The 18196-nt window shown below is 54.2% G+C and carries 20 protein-coding genes; 19 read left to right on the plus strand and 1 reads right to left on the minus strand.

The features are described 5' to 3' along the window. The first annotated feature begins 100 nt into the window (after window positions 1–100). From rpsP to B5D23_RS01790, 15 genes are all read left to right on the plus strand, one after another. Window positions 101–349 (plus strand): 30S ribosomal protein S16, encoded by a 249-nt coding sequence (gene rpsP / locus B5D23_RS01720; protein WP_078683664.1) that lies wholly within the window; start codon window positions 101–103, stop codon window positions 347–349. Between the two features lie 61 nt (window positions 350–410). Continuing rightward, on the plus strand, window positions 411–644 hold the full coding sequence (locus B5D23_RS01725) for a KH domain-containing protein (protein ID WP_078683665.1): 234 nt from the start codon (window positions 411–413) through the stop codon (window positions 642–644). 108 nt (window positions 645–752) lie between these two features. Next, window positions 753–1433 (plus strand): ribosome maturation factor RimM, encoded by a 681-nt coding sequence (gene rimM / locus B5D23_RS01730; protein ID WP_233813718.1) that lies wholly within the window; start codon window positions 753–755, stop codon window positions 1431–1433. Between the two features lie 31 nt (window positions 1434–1464). Further along, a complete protein-coding gene (gene trmD, locus B5D23_RS01735) occupies window positions 1465–2754 on the plus strand; it encodes a tRNA (guanosine(37)-N1)-methyltransferase TrmD (RefSeq protein WP_144012505.1) in 1290 nt (429 codons plus the stop codon). A gap of 41 nt (window positions 2755–2795) precedes the next feature. Then, window positions 2796–3146, plus strand: a complete 351-nt coding sequence (gene rplS / locus B5D23_RS01740) for a 50S ribosomal protein L19 (protein WP_078683667.1) — start codon at window positions 2796–2798, stop codon at window positions 3144–3146. Between the two features lie 63 nt (window positions 3147–3209). Next, window positions 3210–3848: a ribonuclease HII gene (locus tag B5D23_RS01745; protein WP_200803611.1), complete on the plus strand. Its 639-nt coding sequence runs from the start codon at window positions 3210–3212 to the stop codon at window positions 3846–3848. Beyond that, window positions 3830–4234, plus strand: a complete 405-nt coding sequence (locus B5D23_RS01750) for a YraN family protein (RefSeq protein WP_078683668.1) — start codon at window positions 3830–3832, stop codon at window positions 4232–4234. The genes B5D23_RS01745 and B5D23_RS01750 overlap by 19 nt, the downstream gene beginning before the upstream one ends. A gap of 85 nt (window positions 4235–4319) precedes the next feature. Continuing rightward, the gene (gene rsmI / locus B5D23_RS01755; RefSeq protein ID WP_078683669.1) at window positions 4320–5171 is read left to right on the plus strand and encodes a 16S rRNA (cytidine(1402)-2'-O)-methyltransferase; all 852 of its coding nucleotides are present in this window, start codon (window positions 4320–4322) and stop codon (window positions 5169–5171) included. A 39-nt stretch (window positions 5172–5210) separates the two neighbouring features. After that, the gene (locus B5D23_RS01760; protein ID WP_234985051.1) at window positions 5211–6011 is read left to right on the plus strand and encodes a PTS system mannose/fructose/sorbose family transporter subunit IID; all 801 of its coding nucleotides are present in this window, start codon (window positions 5211–5213) and stop codon (window positions 6009–6011) included. 49 nt (window positions 6012–6060) lie between these two features. After that, entirely contained in the window at window positions 6061–6366 is a 306-nt protein-coding gene (locus B5D23_RS01765) for an HPr family phosphocarrier protein (RefSeq protein WP_144012517.1), read from the plus strand. Further along, a complete protein-coding gene (gene ptsP / locus B5D23_RS01770) occupies window positions 6366–8147 on the plus strand; it encodes a phosphoenolpyruvate--protein phosphotransferase (RefSeq protein ID WP_078683671.1) in 1782 nt (593 codons plus the stop codon). Before B5D23_RS01765 ends, ptsP begins: the two co-directional genes overlap by 1 nt. Before the next feature lie 6 nt (window positions 8148–8153). Beyond that, entirely contained in the window at window positions 8154–8627 is a 474-nt protein-coding gene (smpB, locus tag B5D23_RS01775) for an SsrA-binding protein SmpB (protein ID WP_078683672.1), read from the plus strand. A gap of 8 nt (window positions 8628–8635) precedes the next feature. Beyond that, on the plus strand, window positions 8636–10003 hold the full coding sequence (locus B5D23_RS01780; RefSeq protein ID WP_078683673.1) for an FAD-binding oxidoreductase: 1368 nt from the start codon (window positions 8636–8638) through the stop codon (window positions 10001–10003). Window positions 10004–10558: 555 nt separating this feature from the next. Next, the gene (locus tag B5D23_RS01785) at window positions 10559–10909 is read left to right on the plus strand and encodes a coiled-coil domain-containing protein (RefSeq protein WP_078683674.1); all 351 of its coding nucleotides are present in this window, start codon (window positions 10559–10561) and stop codon (window positions 10907–10909) included. Beyond that, window positions 10906–11358 carry a hypothetical protein gene (locus tag B5D23_RS01790; RefSeq protein ID WP_078683675.1) on the plus strand — a complete coding sequence of 151 codons (453 nt, stop codon included), beginning with the start codon at window positions 10906–10908 and terminating at the stop codon, window positions 11356–11358. Before B5D23_RS01785 ends, B5D23_RS01790 begins: the two co-directional genes overlap by 4 nt. Here B5D23_RS01790 and B5D23_RS01795 read toward each other — a convergent pair. Beyond that, window positions 11318–12226 (minus strand): DMT family transporter, encoded by a 909-nt coding sequence (locus B5D23_RS01795; protein WP_078683676.1) that lies wholly within the window; start codon window positions 12224–12226, stop codon window positions 11318–11320. The genes B5D23_RS01790 and B5D23_RS01795 overlap by 41 nt on opposite strands. A 194-nt stretch (window positions 12227–12420) precedes the next feature. Between B5D23_RS01795 and B5D23_RS01800 the strand changes: the two genes are divergently transcribed. The 4 genes from B5D23_RS01800 (at window position 12421) to B5D23_RS01815 (ending at window position 18163) form a co-directional block, all read left to right on the plus strand. After that, window positions 12421–13611 carry a (Fe-S)-binding protein gene (locus tag B5D23_RS01800; protein ID WP_078683677.1) on the plus strand — a complete coding sequence of 397 codons (1191 nt, stop codon included), beginning with the start codon at window positions 12421–12423 and terminating at the stop codon, window positions 13609–13611. Between the two features lie 51 nt (window positions 13612–13662). Beyond that, window positions 13663–16185 carry a preprotein translocase subunit SecA gene (secA, locus tag B5D23_RS01805; protein ID WP_078683678.1) on the plus strand — a complete coding sequence of 841 codons (2523 nt, stop codon included), beginning with the start codon at window positions 13663–13665 and terminating at the stop codon, window positions 16183–16185. Between the two features lie 132 nt (window positions 16186–16317). Continuing rightward, a complete protein-coding gene (gene argJ / locus B5D23_RS01810) occupies window positions 16318–17496 on the plus strand; it encodes a bifunctional glutamate N-acetyltransferase/amino-acid acetyltransferase ArgJ (RefSeq protein ID WP_078683679.1) in 1179 nt (392 codons plus the stop codon). 22 nt (window positions 17497–17518) lie between these two features. Continuing rightward, the gene (locus B5D23_RS01815; protein WP_144012506.1) at window positions 17519–18163 is read left to right on the plus strand and encodes an HD domain-containing protein; all 645 of its coding nucleotides are present in this window, start codon (window positions 17519–17521) and stop codon (window positions 18161–18163) included. Window positions 18164–18196 lie beyond the last annotated feature (33 nt).

An 18196-nucleotide genomic window follows, 5' to 3' on the forward strand; every position in this document is an offset into this window, starting at 1 on the left:
TAACTGCGTGTGACGGCTGTCGAGCAGTCACTCATTTTTTGAGTAGCTACTTGCATTTTCTTTCAGTTATAATACTATCAACCAGAATGGGGGAAACCACATGGCTATCAAACTGAGAATGACCCGCATGGGTTCCAAAAAGCGTCCTTTTTACCGTATTGTTGCAATCGACAGCGCCACTCGTCGTGACGGTCGTCCGCTGGACTTCGTCGGTTACTACAATCCCATGGTTAACCCCGTGGAACTGAAGATTGATGCTGAAAAGGTTAAGTACTGGATGGAGCAGGGTGCTCAGCCCTCTGATACTGTCCGCTCTCTCTTGAAAAAGGCCGAGTCTGCCAGCGAGTAGCCCATTGTCGGGCATCACGCGCTGAGTTCTGCCAGAATTCGATTTCCCAGCCGGAGGTAACATGCTTAAGGATCTGATTTCCTACATCGCAAAGTCTTTGGTCGATAACCCCGACGCAGTAGAGGTTTCGGAAATCGAGGGTGAACAAACTTCGGTTATCGAACTGAAAGTCGCCAAGGAAGACCTTGGCAAGGTGATTGGTAAGCAGGGGCGCACCGCGCGAGCCATGCGGACCATCATCGGTGCTGCTTCCACGAAAGCTCGCAAAAGAGCTGTTCTGGAAATTATCGAGTAGTTTTTGGGTTTCCCCTAGAGCTTCTCTCGATATGCAGCGTCGTTTACCCTTAATGACGTAAACAACGCGTGATATTCTTCCCGGCACAGCGCTGACGAGTATCCCGTTATGAGCAAAGCTAACGGTATGCCGCCGGGCAGCGATGATCTTGTCGTCATCGGCGAGATTACCAAGCCTCATGGAATTCGGGGGGAAGTCTGTGTGCTTCTGCATACGGACTCCCCTTCTCTTTTGGATGGCTTGGCTCTACAGCTGCGCCAGGGGCCAAATACCCCAAAGCCAAAGGAAGAAGACCCGCCGTCTTTTGCCCGTGGTGGCAAGAGAGGAGGGCGTCGTCGGGAATATCGTCCCAGACGTCCGCGCCGTCCTCGTATGCAGCGGCGTGAGGTCGTGTCATGGCGGCAGCATAAAGGAGCACTGCTCCTGACTCTGGAGGGCATCGAGGACCGTTCGCAGGCAGAAGCCTTGCGAGGGTTCGAGTTGCTCATCCGGGAGTCTGACTTGCCCGAGCTTGAGGATGGAGAATTTTATCTGTCCCAGCTTGTGGGTCTTGAAGTGCGTCTTGAGGATGGCTCAACTCTGGGCCATGTTCAGGACGTTTTAGTCCCTGCAGGGCAAGAGCTGTGGTCTATTGTCACTCCAGAAGGGCACGAGGTGCTGTTCCCGGTTGCGGAGGAATTCATCCGTTCCGTGGACCCAGATGAGGACTGTGTTGTCATTGCTCCTCCGCCGGGTTTGCTGGAACTCTACCTGGACGCCGAAGATTCGTCGTCCGAGAACGCCTCCTAAACGGGGTGTCTGCGCCAGAAGGTCGCATTTCGTGCATTTTAACATTGTTACTCTTTTCCCCGAATTTTTCGATTCGCCGCTGTCCTGCGCTATGCTGGGCAAGGGCGTCGAAGAAGATCTCGTCAGTTTTTCTCTGACAAATCCCAGAGACTATACCGAAGACAACAGACACACTGTGGATGATCGCCCCTATGGTGGTGGACCAGGGATGGTTATGATGTGTGATCCGCTGTCCAAGGCTCTGGATGGTCTAAAGAAACCCGGACGAATACTTATGCTCACCCCGCGGGGACGGCAGATGACTCAAAGCTTTGCCAGAGAACTGGCTCAGGAAGAGAACATCACGCTGGTCTGCGGGCGTTACGAGGGCATTGATGAACGCATTTTGGAGCAGTACCCCATTGAGGGCGTCTCTGTTGGAGACTTTGTCCTTAATGGTGGCGAAGCTGCTGCTCTGTGTGTCATCGAATCAGTGTCACGGCTTGTACCGAACTTTATGGGTCATGAAGACTCTGGCGACGAGGAAAGTTTTTCTCACGGCCTGCTGGAATACCCGCACTACACCCGTCCCGCTGAGTTTCGCGGACAGGCTGTGCCGGATGTATTAACCTGCGGAGATCACGCACGCATTGCGGAGTGGCGCCGGGAAAAAGCCTTGGAGCTGACCCTGAAGCAGCGTCCCGATATTTTGGAGGATGCTGAACTTACAGTAGAAGACATGCACTTCATGCGGAAAATCCGTAGGAGTGGCGGGGTTGAAACGCTAGGAAAGAATCTTTACCTCGCGTTGCTTCATGCTCCGGTCCTTAATAAATTCGGTCAAACCACCGCTGTCTCTTTGACAAACTTTGACGTTCACGATATAGCCCGCGTTTCACGCACCTATGGTCTCGGTGGGTACTACATAGCTACTCCGCTTGAAGACCAGCGCAGACTGCTAGAACGTCTGATCGGGCACTGGCTCGACGGTCCCGGGCGCCAAGCCAATCGTGACCGCACCGACGCCTTCGGCTCCATTCACACTGCAACAGACCTGGCCGAGATTGTTGCAGCTGTGGAGAAAAAGGCTGGTCAGCGTCCGGTTATCGTGGCCACTTCGGCACGCGGAGCCGGTAACGTGAGCATTCCGACCGTGCGTAAATGGACTGGTGATCGTCCCGTGCTGCTTGTCATGGGAACTGCTTCTGGGCTTGCTCCAGAAGTGCTGGAAGATGCCGACGCCATCCTCCGGCCCATCAGGAATCTTGGCCCGTACAACCACCTGTCTGTACGGTCTGCCACGGCCATTATCGTTGACCGCGTCCTTGGTGACGCGTATTAAAAAATTTCCGCGACGAACATTATCCGCGAAGGAGTTTTGATATGGACGCTATCCGTAAAATCGAGAGTGAACACCTGCGCCTCGACCTGCCCGATTTCAAGCCCGGTGACACCGTCAAGGTTCACCAGCGCATCATCGAAGGTGAAAAAGAGCGCATCCAGGTTTTCCAGGGTGTTGTACTGCGCAAGCGCAAAGGCACCACTGACAGCACCTTTACCGTTCGGAAGATTTCCGACGGTGTTGGCGTAGAGCGCATCTACCCCATGAACAGCCCCTACATTGAGCGCATCGAAGTTCTCAGTGAAGGTAAAGTCCGCCGTAGCCGTATGTACTACCTGCGCGACCGTAAGGGTAAGGCTGCCCGTATTAAGTCCAAGAATCAGTGGAACTAGTTTCCACGACGTGCCGTTCGGCCACCTGGTCGAAGGTGTCGCAGACGGCAGGAGATTTCGTCCATGCCGTTACTCGAATGTGAGAAAATGGCCGGGGAATCCTTTCCCCGGCCTTTCGCAGGCGTTGACGAGGCCGGCAGAGGTTGTCTGGCTGGCCCCGTTGTCGCTGCTGCTGTCATTTTACCCGAAAGTTTCTCTCTTCCGGGTCTTACCGATTCCAAAAAACTCTCCGAAAAAAAACGGCTTGCACTGGAGCCTCTGGTAAAGAGCACTGCTCTTGCCTGGGGGATTGGTGTGGTGTGGCCGCAGGACATCGATAGGATGAACATCCTGCGGGCTTCGCTCGAATCCATGTGCCGTGCAATCCGGGTTCTCAAAATCCACCCGTCTTTTCTTGCCATTGATGGCAACCAGCCCGTACCGCTGGATACTCCACAGCGCACCGTCGTTGGTGGCGATGCCAAAGTTCCCGAAATTTCTGCTGCTTCAATTCTGGCCAAGACTTTCCGCGACCGTCTGATGATTCATTTGGATGCGCGTTATCCCGGCTATGGATTTGCCGTGCACAAGGGATATGGAACCAAGGTCCATCTGGAAGCGCTTCGCGCTCATGGCCCGTGCCGAATGCATCGAATGACCTTTCGTGGTGTCCGTCAGGAAGAAGCACCAAAAGAGAGGTCATTATGTCTGCCTGGCATGTGAGTCTGGGAAAGAAAGGCGAAGATCTGGCTGCAAGCTATTTGCAGACCAGCGGGTTCACCATAGAAAGCAGAAACTGGCACTGCCCGAGTGGCGAGCTGGATATTGTCTGCTCTCAGGGGGACCTTATGGTCTTTGTGGAAGTCAAAACCCGCACGCAGGGACCAATGTCTGACCCCCGTGCTGCGGTAAACCGTGGAAAACGTGCCCGACTCTCTCGCGCTGCATCAGAATATTTGAGTTCGCATGAGGCATGGTGCCGGGACTGCCGTTTTGATGTAATATCTATTGTTGTGCCCAAAAAAGGGGGAAAACCCCAGTTGGAGCACATCGAAAACGCATTTCAGCTTATGACAGCGCCGGGTTCCTGCGCGTGGCAACCGTGGTAGCCCATCGGTTTTACATTGTTTCTGCTGCCGAAAGCGAGTAATGACAATGCGGAGGCGGGCGCCCCTGGCGCTCCGACAAGAAGAGATGATAGAACAGAACGAATCAGAAGAATCCCTGCGCCCCGCGCTGTATGTTGTGGCAACGCCCCTTGGTAACCTTGGAGACCTGTCTCCCCGGGCTTTTCATGTGCTTTCTGCGGCGGATGTCGTCCTGGCAGAAGATACGCGGAGAAGCGGCCAGCTTTTCCATCGTCTGGGTATCCCGGCGCATGGTTTTGTGAGCTTTCATGAGCACAACGAAGACGCCCGCACAGCGCACGTGATTGAGACGCTTCAGGAAGGCAAGTCTGTTGCCCTGATTTCCGATGCTGGAACGCCCCTTATGTCTGATCCCGGTTTCACTCTGGTACGTGAATGCCGCAGAGAAGGTCTGGATGTTGTTCCGGTTCCGGGAGCCAGTGCTCCGCTGACAGCGCTTTCTGCAAGTGGAATCCCACCCCTGCCGTTCACCTTTCTGGGCTTTTTGCCCCGTAAGGTCAGCGAGCAGAAGCGGCTTTTTGCCACGCATGGGGCAACAGGTGCAACGCTGGTCTTTTTTGAGCGCAAAAATCGGCTCATGGAAAGTCTGGCCCTTGCACATGAGTGCCTTGGTGCACGAGACGTCTGCGTCTGTCGTGAATTGACCAAGGCACACGAGGATTTTATAAACGGAAACCTGGCTGAACTTGATTCACTTGAGGTCCCGCTCCTCGGCGAGTTCACCATTGTTGTTGGCCCACCGTCAAAAAATGAACGGGCCACACAGGACGAAGTCTGTGCTCTGCTCGAACGTGAGCGAGAAGCTGGTGGCAAACCGCGCCAGCTCGCCCGTCGCGTGGCAGATCAGGTGCAGGGCTGGTCAAGCAAGGACGTGTACGCGCTGCTCAATTCGCTCTAGGTAGCGCGTCCCAACTGGCAGAAGATGAGGGAGGATGTAGTGGCGGCAGGTGCTCAGAAGGGCAAAACACATGGCGGCGCCTCATTTCCGACGGCAAGGGTCTTGCATGCCTGTTTTGTGCGGACGCTGTTTGTTGGTGCGGGCTTCAACACCCGCGGAATGCAGAATATTGGCCTCGCCTTTGCCATTGACCCCGGACTCCGAGCTATCTACGGCTCGGGCGAACCACTGCGTCATGCCCGGCAGCGCTATGTTGGGCATTACAACACGCATCCTTTCTGGACACCGCTCCTTCTTGGAATCTTTCTTGGTGTCGAAACAAAAATAGCTCGTGGGCTTTTGTCTCCAGAGGCATTTGGAAGCTTGAGAAGCACCACGATTTATGCGCTGTCTGCCATTGGCGACTCGTTTTTTGGTGGCAGCATACTGGTTTTTTGGTCCCTCGCGACGTTTTTGCTCTGGGCCTCTGGGCTAGGCTGGCTTGCGCTGGTCTTTGGTATTGCCTGCTTTTTCGCTCTGCAGGCATTCAAGGCCTACACATTTATGGCTGGCTATCGGCAGGGTTTGCAGATTCTGCACGTTCTAAAGAAGTGGGACCTGATTAATTGGGGGCAGCGATTCAAGCTTGTGAACGCGCTGCTCGTTGCCGGAATCTGGTTTGTCTCATGGCCACAGCTCTTTTTGTGGTATGAGTGGCTTGCTGCGGTTCTGGCTTTGGGAGGCCTTGCTGGTGTTGTTTTTACGGCAGGGCTTTCACGGGAGGTTATTGTTGCGCTCCTTGTGACTGCGTACCTTGGCTACCCGTGGCTTGAGAAATTTTTGATTTCACTGTTTGCATGAGATGATGACATCACACGACGAGAGCGCCCCGGAAGGGCGACCCAATACAATGGAGGACACAGTGCTGGAAACCGAAGCTGATGATTTCCGCAGTGCTCAGGTCTGCGTGCGAAACGAGCTTGGACTTCACGCCCGACCTGCTGCACGACTTGCCCAAGAGGCTCAGAAATTTGCCTCGGAAATTCTGCTTGAATCTGGTGACCAGTCTGTGGACGCAAAAAGTATTCTGGACCTGCTGACCCTTGCTGCCCCTCAGGGCTGCGCCCTGACGCTCCGGGCACGCGGCACTGATGCTGGCAAGGCTGTTGACACTCTTCTGAACCTGTTTCTGAACCGCTTCGGCGAGGAGAAGTAGTGGCCAAAAAGGTCATCACCGGTATTCCGGTCTCTTCTGGCATTGCCATTGGTAAAGCCTTTTTCATGAATCGGCGTCTTTACGGCGCCATTCCACGCCAGTCCATCGCTCAGGACCTTGTGGAAAGCGAAGCTGAACGTCTGCGTCAGGCTGTTGACTGCGCGATTAGCGATTTGGTCGCTGTTCGGGAAGACCTGCCAAAGGAACTTTCTGACCACGCCCTCCTGATTGATTCGCACATTACAATTTTGCGGGACCCAAAGCTGAGCAAATCTGTGGTGAAGTACATCACCACAATGCAGATCAATGCTGAGTGGGCTTTGCTCAAGGCCATCAAGGATACCGAAGAAACCTTTGCCGCAATCAAGGATGACTACATCCGGGAGCGGATTCAGGATGTTCGGCTGATGGCTGACCGGGTTTTGTCCAAACTTATGGGACTCTCCTCTGGGCTGACGGCCATTGAAGGCCGTATCATTTTGCTGGCGCATGATCTTGCCCCGTCCGACACTGCCGGACTGGAAGTCGACAAGATTATGGCCTTTAGCACCACAGAAGGTGGCAAGACCTCGCACACCGGGATACTGGCAAGGACGCTTCAGATTCCTGCTATTGTTGGTGTGAGCGGGCTTGAAGACAATATTACTGACGGTGAGTTTATCATTATTGACGCCCTCAAGGGGCGCATTCTGGTGGAGCCATCCGAAGAGGAGCTGGCGCACTACACCGAGTTGCAGAATCGTTTTGAGACATATCAGAAATCGATTCATCGCAACTGCCATCTTCCCGGCGAAACCATTGACGGTTTCCGGGTGGCTGTGCACTCCAACATAGAACTTTTTGAAGAAGTCGCTGCTGTTCTTGATTACGGCGGGGAGGGCATTGGGCTGTTCCGGACGGAATACAGCTACATGAATCGCCCCTCTCTCCCAACTGAGGAAGAGCTGTATGAGGAGTACAAGGAACTTGCCGAGATTATGGACGGCAAGAAGGTGACCTATCGGACACTAGACCTTGGCTCGGACAAGCTGCTTTCCCAGCATGCGCAGATTAGCGAGCGGAACCCGGCCCTTGGCCTGCGGTCCATTCGTTTTTGTCTCCAGCACAAGGATATGTTCAAAACGCAACTTCGCGCTATTTTGCGCGCTGCCGTACATGGCAACTGCGCTATGATGTATCCAATGATTTCAGGGCTGCGGGAGCTTCGCGAAGCGAACAAGGTTTTGTTTGAGGTCAAGCAGGACCTGCGGCGTGACGGACTCCATTTTGCCGAGAATATCCCGGTCGGCATTATGGTCGAGCTGCCTTCGGCGGTCATGACTGCCGAGCTTCTGGCGCGTGAAGTCGACTTTTTCTCCATTGGTACCAATGACCTGATTCAGTACTCACTCGGTATTGACAGAACCAACAAAGATGTTTCCTATCTGTATCAGCCTTTGCATCCGGCTGTGCTGCGGTCCATCAAAATGGTTGTTGACGCCGCGCATCAGTCTGGCATTGAGGTGAGTCTGTGTGGCGAGGTTGCCTCTGATCCATTCTGTGTGCCCATCCTTTTGGGAATGCAGATTGATTCGCTGAGCATGAACCCGCAGGCTATCCCCGGCATCAAGCGCATCATTCGTCAGACCACAATGGACGAGTGCAAAACGCTTTTGCGGCGCATTTTGGATTGCCGTACCGTTATGAAGATTAATCGTCTGGTTATGGATTCTATCTTTACCAGATTCCCGGAAGAACTGACTTTTTATTCATCGCTCCTTGATTTGGACGACATGGTTTAAAAATATATGGCGAAATCAGTGAACAGGGCGGGCACAAAATCTGTTGCCGTGAACAAGAACGCCCGCCGGAATTATGAAATTTTGGAAGTCTATGAGGCTGGCATTTCCCTCATGGGCTCCGAGGTCAAGTCCATTCGAAATGGGCACGTGAGTTTCAAGGACGGGTATGTGCGCGTTGCTGGCGGTCAGGCCATGCTTATTGGCGTTCACATCGCTCCCTATGAAAACGCCGTGTACACAGGTCACGAGCCTGAACGCGAGCGTCGGCTTCTTTTGCACAGTCGGGAGATTGAAGCCCTTGAGGCAAAAGTTGACCAGAAAGGTCTGTCCGTTATCCCCATCCGACTCTATTTCCGCAACGGCAAGTTAAAGGTTGAAATCGGTCTCGGCCGAGGCAAAAAGAACTTTGACCGCCGCGACGACATCAAGCGTCGAGATATTGCCCGCGACACTGCCCGCGAGCTTGCCCGCTTTAAATAGGAGACCGTATGCTCTCCTCTGCACAGCAGTCTTTTTTATCCGGCATTTTCTCTGAGGAAGACATCAGCTTTTCCCCAGAGGAAATTTGCGCCTATGGCGGCGATTCCAGCAGGCTTTTTGCCATGCCGTGGGCCGTTGTCCAGCCTCGAAACGTGGAGCAGGTGCAGGAACTTTTGCAGTTTGCCCATGCCGAGCGCATTCCTCTTTTCCCAAGATCTCGCGGCACGAACGTTGTTGGTGCCTGTGTGCCTCAGGGCGGCGGTATTGTCGTCTCATCTCTGAATCTCAACGCCATTCGGGATATTAGCCCGACGGACTTTGTGGCCGTTGCTGAACCCGGTGTCGTGACCGCAAAGCTTCAGAGTGCCTGTGCTGCAAAGTCACTTTTTTATCCCCCGGACCCCGCCAGCCATCGCATTTCCACCATCGGTGGAAATGTTTCCACCAATGCAGGTGGCATGCGCGCCGTAAAGTATGGCGTTACCCGTGACTATGTGCTCGGGTTGAAAGCCGTGCTCCCCGGTGGGCAGCTTATTGAGTGTGGTGGGCGCACCCACAAGAATGTTGTCGGCTTGGATCTGACACGTCTTTTCGTCGGCTCCGAGGGGACGCTGGGATTTATCACGGAGCTTGAGCTAAAGCTTCTCCCGCTCCCGCAGCAGACGGCGTCTGTGCTCGTAGGTTTTTCTTCTCTCGAAGCTGCGCTTCATGCTGCATCCGAGGTCTTCCGGGCAGGAATTTTGCCCGTGGCGATGGAGTTCATGGCGCGCGAAGTGCTCGAAGCTCTTTCCGCCGTCACCACGGCTCCGTGGCCAGAGGCGACCCGAGCGGTGCTTCTCCTCAAGCTTGATGGCTCAGAGGAAGTTCTCCCCCTTGAGCTTGCGCGTTTATCTCGTGTCCTTGAATTATGTTCCCCTTCGTTTCTCGCCACCGGGCAGGGGGCCGACGAAGAAGCTCTGTGGGAAGTGCGGCGGCTTATCAATCCCGCGTCTTTCACCGTCGCGCCAGACAAGATGTCTGACGATGTCACTGTGCCGCGTGGGCGTGTCGTTGAGGCTGTTGCTGGTATTCGTGAGGCCGCAGCCCGACACAAGCTTGTGACTCTCGTTTTCGGCCATCTCGGTGACGGCAATCTGCACGTTAATGTGATGTATGACAAAACCGCCGGGCAGCTCCCCGTCGCTAAAGCGCTCAAGGATGATGTGTTGAAGGTCGTCCTCGGCTGTGGCGGTACGATGTCTGGCGAGCATGGCGTCGGCATGACCAAGTATCCATATTTCAACAGGCAAATCGGACCCGTCGAGCGGCAGCTCATGCGCCGGATTAAAGCCGATTTCGACCCCCGGAACATCATGAACCCCGGTAAAGCCTATTAGAATAGAATGAGCTGGGAGAAGATTTGGGGGCCAGCCCCCAAACCCCCGCGTAAGGGAATGATTCCCTTACGTATCCTCATCGAGTTTAAAAGCCGTGCAAGCTTCGCTTGCACGGCTTTTAAACTTGTTGGGGCTGCCTAAAGCGGCTTCTTTCTCTTTCCCGTGCGTTGCCACCATTTTCTTTTTGAACGCTTGCGTTCAAGAAGAAAATAAGTGCGGCAGAAAAAAGCAGAAGAACACGCGTTGAGGAAATTCCCCTAGCTCAAAAAATAAGGCTGATGGAGAGGAAAGCGAAGCTTTCATCCCATTCAGCCTTATTTTTTGAGCGATAGCGGGATTCCCAAGGGCCTCGTCCTTGGGCGGGGTCAAGGGGCAGCGCCCCTTGCAGGGCTTGGGGCAGCGCCCCAATAAACCTGCCAAGCCCACCTTGCAGAGCACAGGGCGGAGTCTTGTAACCTACCTTTACAGCAGTATAAGTTCTATAGATACCTTGATTTAGGGCGCGAGCTTCTCTAGGATACGTGAGAAAATTGAAGCCCATAGAGGAGGGGGATTGTGGAGACGTTTGTTTGCATACTGACAGTTCTGCTTACTGTAGGTGTTTTCAGTGCATACGTTACGCAATTGCGGCGGCGGAACCGAGAACAGCTCGCGGTGCTGGATGAAGAGCGGAGTACACTGGAGCGGGATTTGCTGTCGCTTGGTGAACAGATTCGCGGGAAGCACGATGAGCTTGCACATCTTCGTGAAGAATGCGCGCGATCCGAGGAGGCAGAGCGAGCCTTGCAGGAGAAACTTGAGAGCGAGGAGACAGAGCTGAACGCGGCGGAGAAGAGGAAGAGAGAGCGTGGCGGGAGCCGAGGGATGAGCTTCCGCAAAAAGCGAAGGGAGGTCGAAAGCGTATGAGCATGTTCTGGACGACAATGGGGCTGCTGCTGTTCGGAATAGTTGGGGGATTTTTTTGTTACCGGGAAAAGAGCGAATTTCTGGAGCGCCGACGGGTGGTAGAAAAGGAGTGCCGAAAGCTTGGGGGCGAGCTGGACACCTTGTCGCTGGAGTACGAAGATTTGGTGCGGCAACAGCGGGTGCTGGAGCGCAAGGCAGATATGCTGGCGCGTCGGGAGCGAAAAATTCAGAAAGAGATCCAGACGCTGGATGAAAAACGAAATGCCCGAAATCCAGTGCAGTGGCTGCTGAACTCCGGGCATATTACGGAAAAACATTTAGCAAAGGCGAAGAGCTATATCGAAGGCACGAGTTGCCCGCTTCCACTGGAAGACGTGCTGGTGATGCTGGATATGATTTCGCCGGGTGTTATGAGGCTTGCGAAGCAGGCCGTGTCTTCTTCTGGCTGAGAAAGATACCGGCGAGAACGAGACCGGAGGCGATCATCTGCTGGCCGGTAAAGGTCTCGCCGAGGACGAGCCAGCCAAGGAACACTGTGAATACCGGGATAAGATTAATAAACGCGGTAGACTGGCTGGCCGGGATCTGACTGACGGCATAATTGTGAAGGCCGTACCCGCCGAGAGTCACAATACTGCCGAGATAGACCACAGAAAGCACGCCTTCGGTAGGAAAGTGTGTTGGGATGACAGTTGTGGGCAAAAAGAGCAGCGGGAAAAAGAAGGCGGCACCAGCGACGGCCTGAAATGCGGTCAAAAAGTTGGAAGAATAGCGAAAGGAGAGCCGCTTGAGCATGATGACGTAGCCTGTTGCCGAGGCCATAGCGAGGGCTTCCAGAATATTGCCAAGGACGGGAGCCGGGGCATTTTCTGTTGTTTCACCAGAAAGGCTGAGCCAGATAACGCCAGCAACGGCAAGAAGAAAGCCTGCCATCATCCATCGGCTGATTTTTTCTTTCAGAAATGGAATTGCAGCAATGCCTACAAAAAGAGGCAAAAGGGATGTAACCATGCCAGCCTGAGCTGCAGAGGTGTATTTGAGCGCGTGAGACTCAAAGACGAAATAGAGAAACGGCTCGCAAAAAGCCATAAAGCAAAGAGGCTTCCAGTCTCCGGCTTTGTACTGAACTCGTGTGAGGTATCCAAAAAGTGGGATGAGACAGATGCTTCCAATGAGCATTCGACCAAAGATCAAGACGTTGGGGTCAAAATGGCTGAGTCCAATCTTCATCGCCACAAAAGAGCTGCTCCAGAGAAGTACTGCACCGAGCAGTGCAATGTATGGTACTGGAGACAGGTTTTTTTTCTGAGTCGTCATTTCCTTCCCTTGCGTGGGTTCTGCGTCAAAAAGTTGCGTTGCGTCAGATGCTTATATCCCACTAAGAAAGCTTGTCCAGCATAACATTTTTTTTAATTGAATCAGCGCATTGACTGGACCCATTCGCGGACTTATTGTCCCAGATTGCGGAACAGGACCAACTGCTCTGCGAGTTTTGGGATATATTACAGATCATGACGCAAGAGAAAAACGTACAATCGCAGGACACCGGGACGGATCCACAGTGTATACAGTGTGGGCGTTGCCTGGAAGTCTGTCCACTGTTTAGCGCGACGCAAAAGGAAGAGCTGAGTCCTCGTGGACGCATGCTGCTTCTGGAGCGTTTTGCCGAGACCCCGGAACTCTTTTCTGAAAAGAAAGCCGCATCGCTGGCCGCGAGTTGCCTGACCTGTGGCCGATGCCATAAGGCCTGCCCTCGGAACGTGGATGTGCCACATGCGGTGGCGCGAGTCCGGGCAGAACACGCAGGTATTGCCCGCAGACTCTGGAAGGTCTGGATCGAAAGCTCTGCACTGTCGTGGCCGCTTTTTTCGCGTATGGCAAAACTGGCAGCTCCAGTGTGTGGCAAGGGCGATTCCCGAATTCCATCTTCTGCCAAAAAGCTCGCCGCACTGGCTGAGCCACGAAAACTTGCCGGGTTCCTCCGTCCAGAAAGTGCGCCAGCTTGCCAATATGACCGGAAGGCCGTAGTTTTCCCAGGCTGCCTTGCTCAGGCTGTTACCCGGCGATGGACCAGCTCCGCAGAAAAACTGCTGGAGTTTTTGGGCTTTGAAACCGCTGTGCGCCCTAAGTGGGACTGCTGCGGAGCGAGCCTTGGTCATGCAGGGGCAGAAGCCGCCCAGAAAAACGCCAGAGCGCATAACGTCGAGCTGTGGCGTGAGGCCGGAGAACATTTGCTGGTGACCTTCTGTGCAAGCTGCCACGCAGGGCTTGCCGCCTATGCGACCTGTTCGTCACTTTTTCGTGATAGGGCAGAGGCCGAGCGCTTTGCCGAGAGTCTCCTTCCCCTTTCTTCCCTGTGTCAGGGTATGAGCGTTGAACAAAGCGGTGATATGCCGTCGAGTTTGGTGTACCATCATCCGTGCCATGCTCCAGATGGGGACCCGGATGCAGTTCTGCTGCACGATCTTTTAGGACAATCTTTCCGCCAGCCCGATGCCGCAGAGTGTTGTGGCATGGGTGGCATCCTCCAGCTTACCGCTCCAGAACTTTCTGCGACCGTCGGGAAACGCTGTTGGGAAGGCCTGCTGCAAGAGTCGCCTTCCTGCGTGCTGACAGGATGCAGCGGATGTTATTCCCAGCTTGCCGGAACAGCCCCAGAGGGCGTGACCGTTGCACACTGGCTGGATATGTTTGATCTATGATTTTTGACCCGAACGCCATCTTCTGGCGTTTTGACATACGAGGAGAAATATATGTTCGCGGCCATTGGGCGTAAACTTTTTGGTACCAAGAATGAGCGATACCTGAAGACTTTGGGACCTGTTGTGGATCAGGTGAATAGCCTTGAGGACAAGGTCCGTGCGTTTTCGGACGCGGATTTCCCTTCTCGTATTGCGGAGCTTCGGCAGCAGGTCGAGGCTGGCAAGAGCACTGACGAGCTGCTTCCAGAAGTCTTTGCGCTGGTGCGTGAGGCTGGCCGTCGCCAGATGAACATGCGGCACTACGATGTGCAGCTTATCGGTGGAGCTGTCCTGCATGGCGGCCGTATCGCAGAGATGCGAACCGGTGAAGGTAAAACTCTGGTGGCAACACTGCCAGTTGTGCTCAATGCCCTGAGCGGAAAAGGCGTCCATGTCGTGACGGTGAACGACTACCTCGCCCGTCGTGACGCCGAGTGGATGTCTCAGATTTATACGTTCCTCGGCCTGAGCGTTGGTACTGTGCTGCATGGCATGACCGACGAAGAACGCAAGGCTGCGTATGGCGCGGACATTACGTACGGAACAAACAACGAGTTTGGTTTCGACTACCTCCGCGACAATATGAAATTTTATCTGGACCAGCTTGTTCAGCGTGATCTGCATTTTGCCATCGTTGACGAAGTTGACTCCATCCTTATTGACGAAGCCCGTACCCCGCTCATTATCTCTGGTCAGGCTCAGGATTCCGTCGCCATGTACGCGCAGATGGATTCCATCATCCCCCGCCTGAACCCGGAGAACGATTTCATCCTTGATGAAAAAGCCCGCACCGTGTCCCTGACCGATGAAGGCGTTATCAAGTGCGAAAATATTTTGGGTATCAGCAACCTGTATGACCCTGCCAATATCGCTTATCAGCACCACGTCTTGCAGGCTTTGAAGGCGCACCGCCTGTTCAAGCGTGACGTGGACTACGTGGTGAAAGAGGGGCAGGTCATGATCGTTGACGAGTTCACGGGCCGCCTCATGGAAGGTCGCCGTTACTCCGATGGTCTGCATCAGGCTCTGGAAGCCAAGGAACACGTCAAGGTCGAGGCTGAGAACCAGACTTTGGCATCTATTACCTTCCAGAACTACTTCCGCATGTATGACAAGCTGTCTGGCATGACGGGTACCGCTGATACGGAAGCTGTTGAGTTCAAGCAGATTTATGATCTGGACGTGACCGTTATCCCGACCAACCGCCCGATGGTTCGTAACGACCAGGCTGACCTGATCTTTAAGAATCAGGACGCCAAGTACCGCGCCATTGCTGAGGACGTGACCGAAAAGCATAAGGAAGGCCGTCCTGTTCTGGTTGGTACGACGAGTATTGAAAAGTCTGAGCGCCTGTCCAGCTTGCTGAAAAAGCGCCGTGTGCCGCATAGCGTTCTGAACGCAAAGCACCACGAGCAGGAAGCAGAGATTGTCGCTGAGGCTGGCCAGACGGGCAAAGTTACCATTGCTACCAACATGGCTGGCCGTGGTACTGACATCGTGCTCGGCGAGGGCGTGCGTGAGCTTGGTGGCCTGCACATCCTTGGCACTGAGCGCCATGAGTCCCGCCGAATCGATAACCAGCTCCGTGGTCGTTCTGGCCGTCAGGGTGATCCGGGTTCCTCCCGGTTCTTCCTTGCTCTGGACGATGATCTGATGCGCTTGTTTGGTTCTGAGAAGCTTCAGGGCATCATGAACCGCCTTGGCCTTGAGGATGACGAAGCTATTGAGAACTCAATGGTGACCAAGGCCATTGAGAACGCACAGCGTCGCGTTGAAGGCCGTAACTTTGATATTCGTAAGCAGCTGCTGGAGTTCGACGACACCATGAACCAGCAGCGTACGGTTATCTATTCCCAGCGTCGTGACATCATGCGCGCCCAGCCTGCTGAGCTGGAAGAGATGGTGAACACTTTTGTTGACGAACAGCTTGATGGACTCTTTGAGAGCCTTGAGCACTCCAAGTCCCGTCACGGTGACGAGGAAGAGGCGACAGAGTTTGTTGCTGGCCGTCTGGATGAGATTTTCAATCTTGGCCGGGTGGATGAGCTGCGTGAAAAGCTGCCGACCCGTGATGCTGCACGTGACGCTGTGAACGAACGCTTTGGCGTACTGCGTCAGGGCGCACCAGATATGTATACAGAAATTTTCCGTTTCTTCCTGCTGGATAGCCTCGACAGGAACTGGAAAGAACACCTGCTGAACATGGATTACCTGCGTGAAGGCATTGGCCTGCGTGGATACGGTCAGAAAGATCCAAAGCAGGAGTACAAGCGTGAGGGCTTTGAGCTGTTCCAGGATATGCTGGAGCGCATCAAGGAAACCACGCTGCGTTCCCTGTGCCGCCTGCGCTTGCAGCAGGAGGTGCACGAAGACGACTTCCAGCATCAGGAAGAAAAGAATGTGACCTACGCCGGAGGCGGAGAGTCTGAGGCCGCCAAGAAGAAGCCCATGAAACGGGAAGAACCGAAGGTCGGCCGCAATGATCCGTGTCCGTGCGGAAGCGGAAAGAAATATAAAAAGTGCTGTGGCCGCTAGGCGCTCAGTATGCAGTAAAAGCGCGCGCCTCTGGCGGGCGCTTTTTTCTTTTAAAAAGAAGAAAATTCCGTCATGCTCAGTGCCTCAACACAAGAACACGTTAGCTATGCTGTAAAGAGCTGGAGACAAAAGATGCAGATTCCTCAGGGATTTACTTTTGCTGTTGCTGCGGCTGGGTTTAAGACTCCAGACCGTAACGATATTGGTGTGGTCATCAGCAAAACCCCGGCAACTGCTGCCGGAGTATTTACGACAAACCGTTTTCAGGCTGCGCCGGTTCGCGTTTCCCGCGAAGCTTTGGCCCTGAGTGATACGGCCCATGCGGTCTGCGTCAATTCTGGGCAGGCCAATGCCTGCACCGGAGCAGAGGGACTGACACATTGTCAGGAGACCCGAAAGATGGTTGCCAAGGCTGTGGGAACCAAGCCCGATCAGGTGCTGGTTGCTTCCACAGGTGTGATTGGCCCTCAGCTCAAGATGGACCTGTGGCGCAAGGCCATGTCTCCGCTTTCAAAAAGCCGGGCTACTGCTGGCGTTATTGACGTTGCCAAGGCCATCATGACTACGGATACTTTCCCCAAGCTTGCATGGCAGAGCATTGGAAAGGGCGCCCGTGAAGTTCGGGTGCTGGGTTTTGCCAAGGGTGCTGGCATGATTTCGCCAAACATGGCGACCATGCTTGGGTGTGTGATGACTGATGCCGACGTGCCTGCTGCACAGTGGCGTGAAATTTTGCGTGAGGCTGTGAATCGGAGCTTTAACCGGGTGACAGTCGATGGCGACACCAGCACAAATGACACGGTGTTTGGCCTTGCCAATGGCGCCAGCGGCATGAGTGTCGACACTATTGGGCGTGAGGTTTTGCTGGAAGCCGTCACAGAAGTGTGCCGTTCCCTTGCCTACCAGATTGTGCAGGATGCCGAGGGTGGAACAAAGATTGTGCATGTCTCGGTGACGGGCGCTCCTGATAATGAAGATGCAGAGCTTGCAGCTCGGGCCGTGGGTAATTCTCCACTGGTCAAGACCGCCATGTTTGGTCAGGACCCCAACTGGGGACGTATCGCTGCGGCCCTTGGACGGAGCGGCGCGCGTTTTGAGCCGGAAGAAGTGTCTATTTCCATTGCTGGACTGTGCATTTTTGAAAATGGTCAGCCTGTGGATATTGATTTTGACAGCCTGCTGGTGCCACATCTTGAGAAGCAAGACATCCATATTGATATTGAGTTAGGGAATGGCGAAGGCGCAAGTTCGCTTTTGGCCTCTGACCTGACGCATGAATACGTAAGCATTAACGCGGACTACCGTTCGTAGCCCGCCCGAAAAGGGTGGAACAATGAGTGATTCGACGTCGGAGCAGCGTTCTCCGGCTCTAAAAAATTGTGACATGACCCGTCTGAAACGGCTGACGGATTTTCTTTTTGAAGTTGGAATGCTGCGGCACACGCCGCGGACGGGCTACCAGTTTTTGGGGTCCGGCAAAGAGAGCGTTGCCGAACACAGCTTCCGTACTTCGATTATTGGTTTTGTCCTGGCAGAGATGGCCGGAGCAGACAGCTCACATACGACCATGATGTGCCTCTTTCATGATGTGCATGAGGCGCGGACCGGAGACCTGAATTACGTCAACAAGATGTATTGCACGGCGAATGGAACGCAGGCCCTGAAAGATGCAACCGCAGGTACGGGACTTTCTGAGAAGGTTCTGGGGCTGTGGGGCGAGCTGGAAGGGGCAGAGTCAGAAGAATCCCGGCTTGCACAGGATGCAGACCAGATTGACTTTATTATGTGCCTCAAAGAGCAGATGGACCTTGGCAACCCGTATGCCGAGAAATGGCTTCAGGGGGCGCTCAAGCGTCTGAGAACGCCACAGGGCAAAGAGCTTGCCGCGCAGGTCTATGCCACTGACCAGAGTGACTGGTGGTTTTTGGGGCCAGACTCAAGCTGGTGGGCCAATAAAAACGGAAAAGATAAAAAATAAGCCGAACAGGAGAGCCTCGATGAATGTCGAGGC

The organism is Desulfobaculum bizertense DSM 18034 (genome assembly GCF_900167065.1).
Taxonomy (GTDB): Bacteria; Desulfobacterota; Desulfovibrionia; order Desulfovibrionales; family Desulfovibrionaceae; genus Desulfobaculum; species Desulfobaculum bizertense.

Coding starts and splice junctions, on each gene's coding strand:
- rpsP (WP_078683664.1), top strand. CDS start 101: ATGGCTATCAAACTGAGAATGACCCGCATGGGTTCCAAAAAGCGTCCT.
- B5D23_RS01725 (WP_078683665.1), top strand. CDS start 411: ATGCTTAAGGATCTGATTTCCTACATCGCAAAGTCTTTGGTCGATAAC.
- rimM (WP_233813718.1), top strand. CDS start 753: ATGAGCAAAGCTAACGGTATGCCGCCGGGCAGCGATGATCTTGTCGTC.
- rplS (WP_078683667.1), top strand. CDS start 2,796: ATGGACGCTATCCGTAAAATCGAGAGTGAACACCTGCGCCTCGACCTG.
- B5D23_RS01745 (WP_200803611.1), top strand. CDS start 3,210: ATGCCGTTACTCGAATGTGAGAAAATGGCCGGGGAATCCTTTCCCCGG.
- B5D23_RS01750 (WP_078683668.1), top strand. CDS start 3,830: ATGTCTGCCTGGCATGTGAGTCTGGGAAAGAAAGGCGAAGATCTGGCT.
- rsmI (WP_078683669.1), top strand. CDS start 4,320: ATGATAGAACAGAACGAATCAGAAGAATCCCTGCGCCCCGCGCTGTAT.
- B5D23_RS01765 (WP_144012517.1), top strand. CDS start 6,061: ATGGAGGACACAGTGCTGGAAACCGAAGCTGATGATTTCCGCAGTGCT.
- smpB (WP_078683672.1), top strand. CDS start 8,154: ATGGCGAAATCAGTGAACAGGGCGGGCACAAAATCTGTTGCCGTGAAC.
- B5D23_RS01780 (WP_078683673.1), top strand. CDS start 8,636: ATGCTCTCCTCTGCACAGCAGTCTTTTTTATCCGGCATTTTCTCTGAG.
- B5D23_RS01790 (WP_078683675.1), top strand. CDS start 10,906: ATGAGCATGTTCTGGACGACAATGGGGCTGCTGCTGTTCGGAATAGTT.
- B5D23_RS01795 (WP_078683676.1), bottom strand. CDS start 12,226: ATGACGACTCAGAAAAAAAACCTGTCTCCAGTACCATACATTGCACTG.
- B5D23_RS01800 (WP_078683677.1), top strand. CDS start 12,421: ATGACGCAAGAGAAAAACGTACAATCGCAGGACACCGGGACGGATCCA.
- secA (WP_078683678.1), top strand. CDS start 13,663: ATGTTCGCGGCCATTGGGCGTAAACTTTTTGGTACCAAGAATGAGCGA.
- argJ (WP_078683679.1), top strand. CDS start 16,318: ATGCAGATTCCTCAGGGATTTACTTTTGCTGTTGCTGCGGCTGGGTTT.
- B5D23_RS01815 (WP_144012506.1), top strand. CDS start 17,519: ATGAGTGATTCGACGTCGGAGCAGCGTTCTCCGGCTCTAAAAAATTGT.